This is a genomic window from Modestobacter sp. Leaf380 (assembly GCF_001424485.1).
Classification (GTDB): domain Bacteria; phylum Actinomycetota; class Actinomycetes; order Mycobacteriales; family Geodermatophilaceae; genus Klenkia.
The window spans coordinates 40,892-53,764 of the sequence record NZ_LMQC01000007.1 but is presented as its reverse complement, the minus strand read 5'-3'; the positions used below and the strand labels follow the sequence as shown (position 1 = coordinate 53,764).

Here is a 12,873-nt window from a genome sequence, read left to right as displayed (position 1 = left end):
TGCTGGCCCGGCGACGGTGCCGGGGCGGACGTGGCGGGGAAGAGGTCCACGTCCGGCGCGGTCAGGAGCCGGGGCCTCCGGCGCCGGGCGGGGCGGCGGTCTCCGGCGACGGGCGGTCGGACGGCGTGGTGGTCCCGGCCGGGAAGTCCGTACCGACGGCCGGGTCGGCCACGACGGGGTCCGGGACGGCCCGTGGCCGGCCCGTGCCGGGCACGAAGCTCCCGGTGGCGGCGAGCGCGTGCGCCCGCCGCATCTCGGTGATCTCCTTCTCGAAGTCCGCCGCGGAGGTGAAGGAGCGGTAGACGCTCGCGAAGCGCAGGTAGGCGACCTCGTCGAGGTCCCGCAGGGGCCGCAGGATCGCCAGGCCCACCTCGTTGCTGGGCACCTCGGCCGACCCGGTGCAGCGCACCGCGTCCTCGACCTGGGCGGCCAGCACGGCGAGCTGGTCCTCGTCGACCGGGCGGCCCTGGCAGGCCCGTCGCACACCCGCGATGACCTTGGACCGGTTGAAGGGCTCGGTCACCCCCGAGCGCTTGACGACGGCGAGGACGGCCTCCTCGACGGTGGTGAACCGCCGACCGCAGCCGGGGCAGGACCGCCGGCGACGGGTCGTCGCACCCTCGTCGGTCTCCCGGGAGTCGACGACCCGGCTGTCCGGGTTGTGGCAGAACGGGCAGCGCATCGCGGTGTCTCCTCTCGGGTCCGGGCGGGTCGGTGGGGGCGTGTCGGGCAGGTCCTCCGGCAGGTGCCGTGGCACCGTGCCCGGGCGACTCCGCGGGGCGTCTGTGGACGATCCCGGGGACATCCGGTGGACAACCCGGGGGCTTCCTGGGGACAACCCTGTGGATGGAACGACATCTGTGTAACTACTAGATGTTGTGGTGAGAGTAGCCCCGCACCCCTACTGGTGTGCAAGCCCTGGTGCGCGTGTCGTCTTCCACCACTACCTGTTGTGGTCGACCCGCCCCGCCAGGCACCCCGACCCCACCTGCACCGCAGCTCGCACAGCACCTCACAGCAGCCCCCGCCGCGGCTGGCGAGAACCGTGGCGGACGTCGGCGCGTCGCGCGCCGGGGCGGTCATCAGGCGAGCCGGTGTGCCCCGGGGACCGACCCCGAGGCCCACGGCGGACGGCACGTGTGACCACCAGGAGACCGACGCCCGGAGGAGGGGCCGGGCCGACGGGCCACAGCGCACACCGGGGCGAGGCGAGGCGAGGCGAGGCGAGGCAGCGAGGCGTGACGGAAAGAGGCGGGCCTGAGCGAGGCGGCCGGTGCGCGGCGGGTCGGAACGAGGCGGGACGGAGCAGCGGGGCCTGGATCGCAGCCATCCGAGCGCCCTCCTGCGGGGACCCGAGCCGGGCCGAGGACGGCGACGGGACGGACGAGCACCAGTGGCGGGGACGCGTGGAGGTGTGCTCCCAGAGGGAGGCGCAGGCCGCGAGCGTGGGGCAGCCGGGAGCACGGGAGGGCGGGCGACAGGACGTGGTGGTGACCGGGGGCCTCACCTGGCCCGGGACCCGGCTCGTGAGCAGCGCGGCCACGCCCTCGTGACAGCGTCTCCTCCAACCCCGATCGGAGCGCCGACCGGGCGGCGCGCGGGTGCCGGCCGGACTCAGGGGACGAGCAGCACCTGCCCGGGCACGAGGCCCGCACCCTCGAGGTCGTTGGCCGCCCACAGCGCGTCGACGACGCCGCGCGGGTCCTCGTCCGGGGCGATCGCGCTGGCGATCGACCACAGGGTGTCCCCCGGCTGCACCACGACGCTGCTCTCCCCCGCCAGCGCCAGCCCGGGGCCCTGCGGGCCGACGACGGCCGGACCCAGCAGGGCCGCCAGTCCGAGACCGCCCACGAGGACCAGGCCGGCGACGACCCGGCGACCACGGCGGGTCAGTCGCAGGGGTGCGACCGGTTCGTGCTCGACCGACGACCGGGACCCGCGGTCCGACCTGCGGACCGGGAAGGGCAGGACCTCGGCGAGCCGCTCACCGGTCCCGGGAGCCCCACCCGGGGCCGCCTGCTCCGGGAGCTCGACCGGCGACTCCCCGGCCGCCCGGGCCGACCCGACCGCGCGCACCCCGCCCGGGCGGTCCCCCGCGGCGAGCAGGGCGCGGCCGGCCGGGTGGTTGCCGCGGGGAGAGGGAGTGCTGCGCTGCGTGGTGGCCATCGTCATCGCTCCTGGTGGGTCGCCGACGTCGGGGGAAGGTGATCGAACGGGTGTCGATTCGAACGTCTGTGCGATGTCTACCCGAGGGGTCCGACAAAATCGAGCGGACACGGCGTGTCCTTCGAACACCTGTTTGAACGACGGCGCCGAGGGGGTTACTGTCCGTGTCGATCACGACGGCCACCGTCGCGCCGGGCGGACCCTCACGGGAGCGCCCGGAGGACGGGTGTCCGGCCGTCGGCCAGAGAGCTGCGGGGACGCAGCCGGCGAGGAGGACACGTGGCGGTCGAGGGCACACCGGGCGACGGCGGCACGGCGACGACCAAGCGGTCGACGGCGACGCGGCGGGCCAAGGCGGCCCGCACGCCGGCCACCACCGGGGCCGCCGAGGAGGCGACCGGCGCGTCGGTGCGGGAGTTCCCCGACCGCAGCGAGGCCGGCGACGGCCTGACCCAGCGTCAGCGCCGCGTCCTGGAGGTCATCCGCGACTCGATCGAGCGTCGCGGCTACCCGCCCTCCGTGCGCGAGATCGGGGAAGCCGTGGGCCTGTCCTCGGCGTCCTCGGTGGCCCACCAGCTCTCGGTCCTGCAGAAGAAGGGCTGGCTGCGCCGGGACCCCAACCGGCCGCGCGCCCTGGACGTCCGGCTGCCCGGGGACCACCCCGACGCCGACTCCTCCCCCGCCGCGCTCGCCGGGGCGGGCGCCGGCAGCGGCGTCGACGACCCCAGCGCCCCGGTGCCGACCTACGTCCCCCTCGTCGGCCGGATCGCCGCCGGTGGCCCGGTGCTGGCCGAGCAGGCCGTGGAGGACGTCTTCCCGCTCCCCAAGGAGCTCGTCGGCGAGGGCACGCTCTTCATGCTCAAGGTCACCGGCGAGTCGATGATCGAGGCCGCCATCTGCGACGGCGACTGGGTCGTCGTCCGCCAGCAGGCCACGGCCGAGAACGGCGAGATCGTCGCTGCGATGATCGACGGTGAGGCGACCGTCAAGACCTACAAGCGGCGCGACGGCCACGTGTGGCTGATGCCGCACAACCCGGCCTTCGAGCCCATCCCGGGGGACGACGCCACGGTCCTGGGCCGTGTGGTGACCGTCCTGCGTCGCGTCTGAGGCAGCTGGACCACCCCCACCGGCCTCGGGTCGGGCGCCTCGACCGGCGTCCGCCCCGTGGCGCAGGAGGTCAGCGGCGGCGGAGCTTGCCCGTCGTCCAGACCAGCACCGCCGCGGCGACCGCTGCGATGAGCCCGGCCGTCCAGGGCGACAGGCCGGTGCTGCCGTCCTCGGTCAGGGCCTGCGCGGAGACGGCTGCCGGGCCGGTGGCTGCAGCCGGGGCGAGCGCGCCCACAGCCGGGACGACGGTCACCGCGGCCGGGAGCCCTTCGCCGGAGACCACGAGACTGCGCCCGTCGGCCGCGAACGTGACGGCTTCGCCCTGCGGGGAGTCCGGCAGCGCGACCCGGGCCGGCGGCGTCGCCAGGGCGCCTGCGACGTCGGAACCGGCCAGGGGCCAGACCAGCACGTCGGTGTAGGTGCGCACCGCCACAGCGGCGCCGTCGGCACTGACCGCGCCACCGGTCACCATCAGCTGCCCGGCGCGGCCCACCGGGCCGCCCGACGTGCCGGTCAGCTCCAGCGTCAGGTCCCCGACCCGCTCCAGCGCGACGGTCGTGCCGGCGTCGAGGGCCGTGGCGGGGCGGTAGACGCCACTGCTGCCCAGGACCTCCTTGGTCACCAGGTAGGGGGTGCCGTCGGGGGCGAGGAGCAGCGCCTCGGAGTCGTGCGCGCCGTCGGGGTAGGAGAGCCGGAAGACCTCCGCGGCACCGTCGGGGCGCAGCGCGATCAGCGCGACGGTCTCCCGGGTGGCCCGGTTGTCGCCGGTGTCGGCGATCCAGACGGTCCCGTCGGCGGCGAGCGCCATGTCCTCGGGGTCGTAGGGGTCCACGGCGGCCGTGCGCTCGGCGACGACCGTGCAGGCGGCGTCCAGCACGTACACGGTGACGGCGTCCCCGCCGTCGTTCATCGCCAGCGTCGTGTCACCGGAGGTGGCCAGCCCGGAGATCTCCGGCAGGCGCGCGTCGGTCACCGAGCACGGTGTCGTCGGCTCGCTGTAGGGCGCGACGGTCTCCTCGGCGGCGGCGGTGACGACCTCGCCGGGCGCCTGGGCCAGCCCCGGGGAGAGGAAGGACCCGGGGAGGAAGGGGCCGAGCAGGAGGCCGGCGGCCGCGAGGGTCGCCACCAGGGCCCTCGACCGGCGGACGGGGGCCTCAGACAGTCGGTCGACCGGCTCGGGCACGTACGAAGCGTGACAGGACGATTGCGTCGAGTGCGTGCACCACGCCCAGCAGGACGAGGCCCACAGCCGCCCCGACCACGGCATCGGTGACCCAGTGGAAGTCAAGGGCCACCATGGCCACACCCGTCACAACGGGACCGAAGACGCTGAGCACCCAGAGGCCACGCTGGACCGCTGCGGGAAGACCGGACTCGACCGCCTGCCACCGGGCCACGCCCCACATCAGGACGGCGTTGGCGACGTGCCCCGAGGGGTACGAGGCGCCGTCGCGGTGGAAGAAGGACCCCGGGTAGGCCGGCGCGGTGCGGCCGGTGCCGAACTTGAAGGCGTAGACCACCGCGGTCAGCAGGGCCAGCGCGACCAGCACCCGGAGCAGCGGGACGATCGTCCGCTGCCGGATGCAGGTCCACCCCACCAGCACGGCGAGGACGAGCAGGATGGTGACCCGCCCGCCGGCCTGGGTGAGGACCCACACCGGCCAGTAGAGGACCGAGTCACGCAGCCCCCAGGAGCTGACGACCTCCGAGACCTGCAGGTCCATCCGCTCCAGCGTGCCCCGCGCGAGCAGGTCGACCGTCACGAGCACGGTGACCACGACCGCCAGCCCCACCGACCACCAGGCCGGCCGGCCCACGCCGATGACCGCCGGTCCCCGGGACGGGGCAGCGGCAGGGGCGGTCGTCACCTCGCCACCGTACCGGCAGTTCCGTGACCATCCCGTGACCTCCCCGCCGCCGGGCGACGGCGGGGAGGTGCCGGGGTCAGCCGGTCGCCGTCAGGCGACCGGGGCCACGAACTCGCCCAGGGCGGCGGCGAGGGCGCCGTCGACACGGGCGTGCAACCGGGTGCCCTCGGAGGAGAAGTCCTCGCTGAGGACCTCGCCGTCGCGGTGGACCCGGGCGACCAGGTCACCCCGGTCGAAGGGCACGAGCACGTCGACGTCCACGTCGGGGTGCGGGAGCCGGGCGGCGATGACGTCGCGCAGGGCCGCCATCCCCTCCCCCGTGCGGGCCGAGACCCAGTGCGCACCGGGCAGCGCCTGACGCAGGGTGAGGACGTCGTCCTCGTCCATCGCGTCGATCTTGTTCACCACGATGAGCTCGGGCACCGAGGCCGCGTCGATCTCGGAGAGCACCACGTGCACCGCGTCGATCTGGCCCAGCGGGTCGGGGTCGGAGCCGTCGACGACGTGCACCAGCAGGTCGGCGGCGGCCACCTCCTCCAGCGTCGAGCGGAAGGCGTCGATCAACTGGTGCGGCAGGTGCCGCACGAAGCCCACGGTGTCGGTGAGCGTGTAGTCCCGGCCGTCGGGCGTCTCGGCCCGGCGGACCGTCGGGTCCAGGGTGGCGAAGAGCGCGTCCTGGACCAGGACACCGGCGTCGGTGAGCTGGTTGAGCAGGCTCGACTTCCCGGCGTTGGTGTACCCGGCGATCGCGACCGAGGGGGTCTGGTTGCGGTCCCGGCTGTTGCGCTGCGTGGTCCGGGCGGTCGCCATGCCGGCGATCTCCCGGCGCAGCTTGCTCACCCGGGCCCGGATCCGCCGCCGGTCGGTCTCGATCTTGGTCTCACCGGGACCACGGGTGCCGATGCCGCCACCGCCGGCGACACGACCACCGGCCTGCCGGGACAGCGACTCACCCCACCCGCGCAGCCGCGGCAGCATGTACTGCATCTGGGCGAGCTCGACCTGGGCCTTGCCCTCCCGGCTGGAGGCGTGCTGGGCGAAGATGTCCAGGATCAGCGCGGTCCGGTCGACCACCTTGACCTTGAGGATCTTCTCCAGCTGGTTGAGCTGACCGGGGGTCAGCTCGCCGTCGCAGATCACCGTGTCGGCGCCGGTCGCGGCCACGATCTCGCGGATCTCCGCGGCCTTGCCCGAGCCCACGTAGGTGCCGGCGTCGGGCTTGTCCCGGCGCTGGCTGACCGCCTCGAGCACCTCGGAGCCCGCCGTCTGGGCCAGGGCGGCCAGCTCGGCGAGCGACCGGTCGGCGTCGGCGGCCGTCCCCTCGGTCCAGACCCCGACCAGCACGACGCGCTCCAGGCGCAGCTGGCGGTACTCGACCTCGGTGACGTCGGCGAGCTCGGTGGACAGCCCGGCGACGCGACGCAGGGCCCCGCGCTCCTCGAGCGCGTAGGAGCCGGTCGTCTCGTCGGGGGTGTCCCACTGCCCGCGCGGGGCGGGCCGGGTCTCGGTCGGGAGCGCCGTCACGGCTGCCTTGTCGGCGCGTGCGGCGGCGTCCTCGAGGATGGCCCGGTTCTGTGCTGTCGTCATCGTCTCCCAGCGTGTCACGCCCCGGCCTCCGGGGCACCTGACTTCCTGCTGGTGACAACGCCGGGGAGCTCCCAGGTCATCCCACGGGGTGCATCTCGCGCCCGTACAGCGGGTGCCCGGAGCCCAGGGGACCCCGTTGACCGTGGCCGGACCGGCGCAGCAGGCTGCCCCCGTGACCGCCCCCCGCAGCCTCTGGCGGCACCGCGGCTTCCGGCAGCTGTGGGTCGCCGAGACCGCCAGCCACGTCGGCACCCAGGTCGTCGGCGTCGCCCTCCCGGTGGTCGCCGTCGCGGTGCTCGGGGCCAGCCCGCTGGAGATGGGCGTGCTGACGGCGCTGGAGACGGCGGCGTTCCTGCTCATCGCGCTCCCGGCCGGTGCGTGGGTGGACCGGTGGCGCCGGCAACGGGTGCTGGTGCGGGCCGACGTCGTCCGGGCGCTGGCGCTGCTGACCATCCCGGTGGCGTACCTGCTGGACGCGCTGACCCTCGGGCAGCTGTTCGTGGTGGCCGCCGTCGTCGGGACCGCCACCGTCTTCTTCGACGTCGCCTACCAGAGCTACCTGCCCTCACTGGTCGACCGCAGCCAACTCACCGACGGCAACGGGAAGCTGGAGATCAGCCGGGCCGTCGCCCAGGTCGCCGGGCCCGGGCTGGCCGGGGTCCTGCTGCGGGTGGTGGCCGCCCCGCTGCTGATCGTGGTGACGGCGGTGGGCTACCTGCTGTCGGCGGCCGCGGTCGGCCGGATCCACCACGGGGACGTCGTGCCCGCGCGCAGCTCCCGCCGCCGGCTGCGGGTCGAGGTCCGGGAGGGCCTGGCCTTCGTCGTGGGCCACCCGCTGCTGCGCCGGATCGTGGCGTGCACCGGCACCGGCAACCTCTTCGGGGCGATCACCGGCACGCTGCTGGCGATCTACGTCCTGCGGACGCTGGGGCTCTCGGAGTCCACCCTCGGTCTGGTGCTGTCCGCCGGTGCCGCCGGCGGCCTGCTCGGCGCCGGCACGGCGGCGCCGTTCGCCCGGTGGGTCGGGGACGGCCGGACCATCCCGCTGTCCGCGGTGGCCTTCGGGCTCGCCGCCTCCCTCACCCCGCTCGCGTCGCTGGCCGAGGGCACCGTCCGGCTGGCCCTGCTCGTGGGCGGCAGCATCGCCGGCAGCTGGGCGGTGGTGGTCTACAACGTCGTGCAGGTCAGCTTCCGGCAGCGGCTGTGCCCACCGGGCCTGCTGGGCCGGATGAACGCCTCGGTCCGGTTCCTGGTCTTCGGCACCATGCCGGTCGGCGGGCTGCTGGGCGGGGTGCTGGGGACGGCGGTCGGCGTCGTCCCGGCGCTGTGGGTGGCCGTCGCCGGCCAGCTGCTGGCCGCCCTGCCGGTGCTGCTGAGCCCGCTGGCGGGCATGCGCGACCTGCCCGACGAGTGGGACGCCGGGCCGGTGCAGGAGTCGTCCGCGGCGTCACCGGGTAGCCCCCCGGCATGACCGACGAGACCACCGAGGACACCACCCCGGACACCACACCCGGCACCGACGACGACCCGGGCCGCGACCCGGCGGGCCTGGACCCGCCGCGCGACCTGTTCTCCGCCGCGGGCACGCTGCCCGAGCACGGCAGCTACGACCCGGGCAGCAGCCAGCGCCGTCCCGCGCAGAGCCCGCCCCCCGGGGACGACGCCGACCGGGCCGGCGACAAGCCCCCCGCGGACGGCGCGGACGCGGTCTAGGCCCCCAGCCACTCCGCAGTCAGCGTCCCGCTGCTGACGACGACGGCCGGCCCGGACAGCACCGTGCTGTCCGGGGCGACCTCCACGGTCAGCCGGCCGCCCGGCACGTCGACGGTGACCGTGCCGGCGTCCCGGCCGCCGGCCTCCAGGGCCGCGTACGCCGCCGCGCAGGCACCGGTGCCGCACGAGCGGGTCTCCCCCACGCCCCGCTCGAAGACCCGCAGCCGGACGTGGGCGGTGGTGCCCGCCGGCCCCTCCTGCGCGTCGAGCACGTTGACCAGCTCGACGTTGACGCCCTCGGGGAACAGCGCGGCGTCGACCCGCGGCTGCACCGTCAGGTCCAGCGAGTCGACCGCCACGTCGGTCAGGCAGGCCAGGTGCGGGTTGCCCATGGAGACGCCGATCCCGGGGAACAGCCGGCCACCCAGCTGGGCCTCACCGCGGCCGAAGGGGCGCGCCGCACCCATCTCCACCCGGTAGCCCGACTCCCCCAGCCCGACCCGGCGCGGCCCGCCGCGGGTGCCCACGAGCACCCCGGCCAGGGCCTCCGCGCGGGACAGCAGCCCCTCGGTGAGCAGGACGTGCAGGTAGACCCGGATCCCGTTGCCGCACATCTCGGCGTGCGAGCCGTCGGCGTTGCGGTGGTCCATGAACCAGGTGCAGTCACCGAGGGCGTCCCCCAGGACGGCGGCGGCGTCGGGCACGTGCTCGCTGCGGACGACCCGGAGCACGCCGTCGGCACCCAGCCCACCCTGCCGGTCGCACAGCCGGCGGACCAGCGCGCCGTCCAGCCGGCTCTCGGGCCAGACGTCACCGTCGGGGTCGGGGAGCACGACGAAGTCGTTCTCGGTGCCGTGCCCCTTGAGCACCCGCGGTCCAGTCACGCCCCGATCGTAGAGAGCGCCCGGGACAGCAGGTCCGGGTCGCCGGCGTCCAGCCACGTCGTGGCGGCGTCACGGCGGAACCAGGACCGTTGCCGGCGGACGAAGCGCCGGGTGGTGCGCACCGTCTCCTCCCGGGCCGCCTCGGGGGTCAGCTCGCCGTCCAGCTGGCGGAGCACCTGCGCGTAGCCCAGCGCCCGGGAGGCCGTCGGCCCCTCCCGGAGGCCGTCGGCCGCCAGCGCCGTCACCTCCTCCACCAGACCGGCGTCCCACATCCGGTCCACCCGCACCGCGACCCGCTCGTCGAGCTCGGCAGGCTCCCGGTCCAGGCCGATCGTGACCGCCGGGTAGTGCGGGCGCGGCTGGGGCATCGAGGCGGTGAAGGGGCGCCCGGTGATCTCGACGACCTCGAGGGCCCGCACCAGCCGGCGTCCGTTGCTGGGCAGGACGGCGGCCGCCGCGGCCGGGTCGACCTGCGCCAGCCGGGCGTGCAGCACGCCCGACCCGACGTCGGCCAGCTCGGCCTCCAGCCGCGCGCGGACGGCCGGGTCGGTGCCGGGGAAGTCCAGCTCGTCGAGGACCGCCCGCACGTACAGGCCGGACCCGCCGACCAGCAGCGGCACGGTCCCCGCGGTGCGGAGCCGGTCGATCTCGGCCCGGGCGCGGTCCCGGTACTCGGCCACGCTGGCGGGCTCCCGGACGTGCCACAGGTCCATCAGGTGGTGCGGCACGCCGTCCCGTTCGGCCGGGGTCGGCTTGGCGGTGCCGACGTCCATGCCGCGGTAGAGCTGCATCGAGTCGGCGTTGACGACCTCACCACCCAGCCGGTGCGCCAGCGCCACCGCCAGGGCGGTCTTGCCCGTGGCGGTCGGCCCGACGACGGCGACGACCGGCGGCCCGCTCACCCCTCCCCCCGGGTCAGCCAGCCCGGGACGCCGTCCGGGACGTGCGCCAGCACCCAGTCGGCGACGAGGTAGCCGACGCCGTGCGGTGCGGCGGCGTGCACCAGCCGGGCCGTGGTGGGGACGCCGGCCAGCGCCGCCCCGACCGCCCGCCAGGTCGCGGTGCCCGAGGCCATCAGCCGGTCCCCCTCGACCGGGTCCAGCGCTGCCAGGGCACCGGCGTCCCCGGCGGCGAGGGCGTCGGCGACCGCGGCGTCGAAGCCCTCGGCGGCCGGGTCCAGGTGCCCGGGGGCCTTGTCGGAGCGGCGCGCGGACCCGTCGCCCATCGCCAGCAGCGCCACCGGTCCCGGCAGGTCGAGCAACGCCGCGTCCAGGTCGTCGGGGGCCACCCCCAACCGGGTCCCGGCGTACCCGGCGCGGTCCAGCAGCCAGGCGGCGACCGTGTGGGCCAGCGGCAGCTCGCGGCCCCCGGGCCGGACCCGACCCGAGAACGGCTGGCGGCCCGTGGCGCCCCAGGGCCGCAGGTCCCCGGCGTCCCCGTCGCCGTACCGCACGCCGTTGGGGCCCTCCCCCACCACGAGGACGACGTCGGGGTCCACCCCCAGGACGGTGGCCACGACGTCGGAGCACGCGATCCGCAACCGGTCGGTCGCCGGGGTCGGTGCTCCCTCCAGCGCGGGCAGCAGCAGCGGCGGGTGCGGACAGAACGCGACCGCCACGGGGCGGGAGGACGTGGCGTCGGGACTCACGGGGGGAGTGTCGCCGATCGCACGTGGGAGACTCGGGGTGTGTCGAGCACGGAGAACACCGCAGACGGAGCGCAGCAGCCGAACGAGGAGTCGACGACCGGGGTGACGCCGGCGTCCGAGGCGACCCCGGGCGGGTCCGAGGCGGTGACCCCCGAGGCCGGCACCCCGTCCGCGGACGCCCCCGCGGACGCCGCGGTGGCCGACCCGACGAGCGACGCCCCGCCCTCCACCGAGGCCCTCACCGAGGCCTCCACCGGAGCCTCGTCCGAGGACGCGACCGAGGCCCCGGCCGACCCGGTCGAGGTCCCCGACGCCGCCGAGGTGCTGGCCGCGGCCGACGTGCCCGCCGAGGGTGACCTGCTCGACGTCAGCGAGACCGCCGAGACCACCGACGCCACCTCCGAGGCCCCCGACGGCGCCGCCGTCGAGGAGCCGGTCGTCGTCCCCTCCGAGGCCGAGGTCACCGAGGCCTCCGACGCCGTCGCCTCCCCCGCGCCCGACGGTGCCGCCGGCGACCCCACGGCCACCGAGGGCACCGGGACCGCCTCCGCCGAGGTGACCGGCGAGACCGCCGACGTCGCCACCCCCGCCCCGGCCCGGGTGCCCACCCCGCCGCAGCCCCGCGCCCCGGCCTCGGACCCCTCGACGTGGGGCCGGGTCGACGACGACGGCACCGTCTACGTGCGCACCGCCGACGGCGGCGAGCGCGTCGTCGGGTCCTGGCAGGCCGGCGAGCCCGCCGAGGGCCTGGCCCACTACGGCCGTCGCTACGACGACCTGGCCACCGAGGTCGGCCTGCTGGAGGCCCGGCTGCGGGCGCACACCGGCAACCCCGGTGAGATCCGCACCAAGGCGCAGGCGCTGGCCGAGCAGGTGCCGACCGCCGACGTCGTCGGTGACCTCCCGGCCCTGGCCTCCCGCCTCGGCACGATCATCGACGCCGCCGAGGGCGCTGCCGCCGTGAGCCGCGCCGAGAAGGCCGCCGCCCGCGTCGAGCAGATCGCCAAGAAGGAGGCCCTGGCCGCCGAGGCGGAGCAGATCGCCGCCGAGTCCAGCCAGTGGAAGGCCGCCGGCGACCGCCTGAAGGCGATCGTCGAGGAGTGGAAGACGATCAAGGGCATCGACCGGAAGACCGACGAGGCGCTGTGGACGCGCTTCGCCGCCGCCCGGGACGCCTTCGGCCGCCGTCGCGGCTCGCACTTCGCCGCCCTCGACGTGCAGCGCGGGGAGTCGCGCGCCGCCAAGAGCGAGCTCATCGCCGAGGCGGAGAAGCTGTCGACCTCCACCGAGTGGGGCCCGACCAGCGCCGCGATGCGGGCGCTGATGGACCGCTGGAAGGCCGTGCCCCGCACCGGCCGGGACACCGACGACGACCTGTGGAAGAAGTTCCGGGCCGCCCAGGACGTCTTCTTCGCCGCCCGCGCGGAGTCCGACAAGGCACGCAACTCCGAGCAGAAGGGCAACCAGGAGCAGAAGGAGGCGCTGCTGGCCGAGGCCGAGAAGATCGACCCGACCCGCGACCTCCGTGGCGCCCAGGCCGCGCTGCGCAAGATCCAGGAGCGCTACGACGCGATCGGCCACGTGCCGCGCGAGGTCATGCGCTCCCTGGAGGACCGCATGCAGGCCGTCGAGGAGAAGGTGCGCGGCGCCGCCGAGGGCTTCCGCCCCCGGGCCGTGGCCGAGAACCCGATGCTGACCTCGCTGCGCGCGGCGGCGGAGAAGGCGCAGGAGCAGCTCACCAAGGCCCGCGCCGCCGGTGACGCCAAGCGGATCGCCGACGCCGAGGCCAACCTCGCCAGCCGCCAGGAGTTCCTGGCCGCCGCGGAGAAGGCCGGCTCCCGCCGCTGATCCCCCGCACTGCCCGACGAGCCCCCCACCGGATGCCGGTGGGGGGCTC

At 75.8% G+C, this 12,873-nt stretch carries 12 protein-coding genes; 4 read left to right on the top strand and 8 right to left on the bottom strand.

Features of this window, described 5'->3' with window-relative positions; translation table 11 throughout:
• Positions 1-61 precede the first annotated feature (61 nt).
• Together nrdR and ASG41_RS24185 are read right to left on the bottom strand one after the other, a co-directional pair.
• On the bottom strand, positions 62-682 hold the full coding sequence (nrdR, locus tag ASG41_RS06660) for a transcriptional regulator NrdR (protein ID WP_082556656.1): 621 nt from the start codon (positions 680-682) through the stop codon (positions 62-64).
• A 932-nt stretch (positions 683-1,614) separates the two neighbouring features.
• The gene (locus ASG41_RS24185; RefSeq protein ID WP_082556662.1) at positions 1,615-2,166 is read right to left on the bottom strand and encodes a LysM peptidoglycan-binding domain-containing protein; all 552 of its coding nucleotides are present in this window, start codon (positions 2,164-2,166) and stop codon (positions 1,615-1,617) included.
• 408 nt (positions 2,167-2,574) lie between these two features.
• Here ASG41_RS24185 and lexA point away from each other — a divergent pair, with 408 nt between their 5' ends.
• Positions 2,575-3,276, top strand: a complete 702-nt coding sequence (gene lexA, locus ASG41_RS06650; RefSeq protein ID WP_056291627.1) for a transcriptional repressor LexA — start codon at positions 2,575-2,577, stop codon at positions 3,274-3,276.
• Between the two features lie 70 nt (positions 3,277-3,346).
• Here the strand turns inward: lexA and ASG41_RS06645 are convergent, their stop codons facing one another.
• From ASG41_RS06645 to hflX, 3 genes are all read right to left on the bottom strand, one after another.
• Positions 3,347-4,402: a hypothetical protein gene (locus ASG41_RS06645; RefSeq protein ID WP_235564580.1), complete on the bottom strand. Its 1,056-nt coding sequence runs from the start codon at positions 4,400-4,402 to the stop codon at positions 3,347-3,349.
• 28 nt (positions 4,403-4,430) lie between these two features.
• Entirely contained in the window at positions 4,431-5,144 is a 714-nt protein-coding gene (locus ASG41_RS06640) for a phosphatase PAP2 family protein (RefSeq protein WP_235564578.1), read from the bottom strand.
• A gap of 90 nt (positions 5,145-5,234) precedes the next feature.
• Positions 5,235-6,731, bottom strand: a complete 1,497-nt coding sequence (gene hflX, locus ASG41_RS06635) for a GTPase HflX (RefSeq protein ID WP_056291557.1) — start codon at positions 6,729-6,731, stop codon at positions 5,235-5,237.
• Between the two features lie 172 nt (positions 6,732-6,903).
• Here hflX and ASG41_RS06630 point away from each other — a divergent pair, with 172 nt between their 5' ends.
• Positions 6,904-8,202, top strand: coding sequence for an MFS transporter (locus ASG41_RS06630; RefSeq protein ID WP_056291621.1), 1,299 nt, complete (start codon positions 6,904-6,906; stop codon positions 8,200-8,202).
• Positions 8,199-8,444: a hypothetical protein gene (locus tag ASG41_RS06625; RefSeq protein WP_056291555.1), complete on the top strand. Its 246-nt coding sequence runs from the start codon at positions 8,199-8,201 to the stop codon at positions 8,442-8,444. Before ASG41_RS06630 ends, ASG41_RS06625 begins: the two co-directional genes overlap by 4 nt.
• Here ASG41_RS06625 and dapF read toward each other — a convergent pair.
• From dapF to ASG41_RS06610, 3 genes are read right to left on the bottom strand one after another with little or no spacing between them, the layout of a single operon-like run.
• A complete protein-coding gene (dapF, locus tag ASG41_RS06620; RefSeq protein WP_235564577.1) occupies positions 8,441-9,328 on the bottom strand; it encodes a diaminopimelate epimerase in 888 nt (295 codons plus the stop codon). The two genes, ASG41_RS06625 and dapF, sit on opposite strands and share 4 nt — an antisense overlap.
• Positions 9,325-10,230, bottom strand: a complete 906-nt coding sequence (miaA, locus tag ASG41_RS06615; protein WP_056291551.1) for a tRNA (adenosine(37)-N6)-dimethylallyltransferase MiaA — start codon at positions 10,228-10,230, stop codon at positions 9,325-9,327. The genes dapF and miaA overlap by 4 nt, the downstream gene beginning before the upstream one ends.
• The gene (locus ASG41_RS06610) at positions 10,227-10,976 is read right to left on the bottom strand and encodes a hypothetical protein (RefSeq protein WP_157519107.1); all 750 of its coding nucleotides are present in this window, start codon (positions 10,974-10,976) and stop codon (positions 10,227-10,229) included. Before ASG41_RS06610 ends, miaA begins: the two co-directional genes overlap by 4 nt.
• Positions 10,977-11,015: 39 nt before the next feature.
• Here ASG41_RS06610 and ASG41_RS06605 point away from each other — a divergent pair, with 39 nt between their 5' ends.
• Entirely contained in the window at positions 11,016-12,824 is a 1,809-nt protein-coding gene (locus ASG41_RS06605) for a DUF349 domain-containing protein (protein ID WP_082556654.1), read from the top strand.
• Positions 12,825-12,873 lie beyond the last annotated feature (49 nt).

Bases quoted from the DNA above. Each gene is read 5' to 3' on its own strand.
- hflX (WP_056291557.1), bottom strand. From the start codon at position 6,731: ATGACGACAGCACAGAACCGGGCCATCCTCGAGGACGCCGCCGCACGC.
- ASG41_RS24185 (WP_082556662.1), bottom strand. From the start codon at position 2,166: ATGGCCACCACGCAGCGCAGCACTCCCTCTCCCCGCGGCAACCACCCG.
- nrdR (WP_082556656.1), bottom strand. From the start codon at position 682: ATGCGCTGCCCGTTCTGCCACAACCCGGACAGCCGGGTCGTCGACTCC.
- ASG41_RS06625 (WP_056291555.1), top strand. From the start codon at position 8,199: ATGACCGACGAGACCACCGAGGACACCACCCCGGACACCACACCCGGC.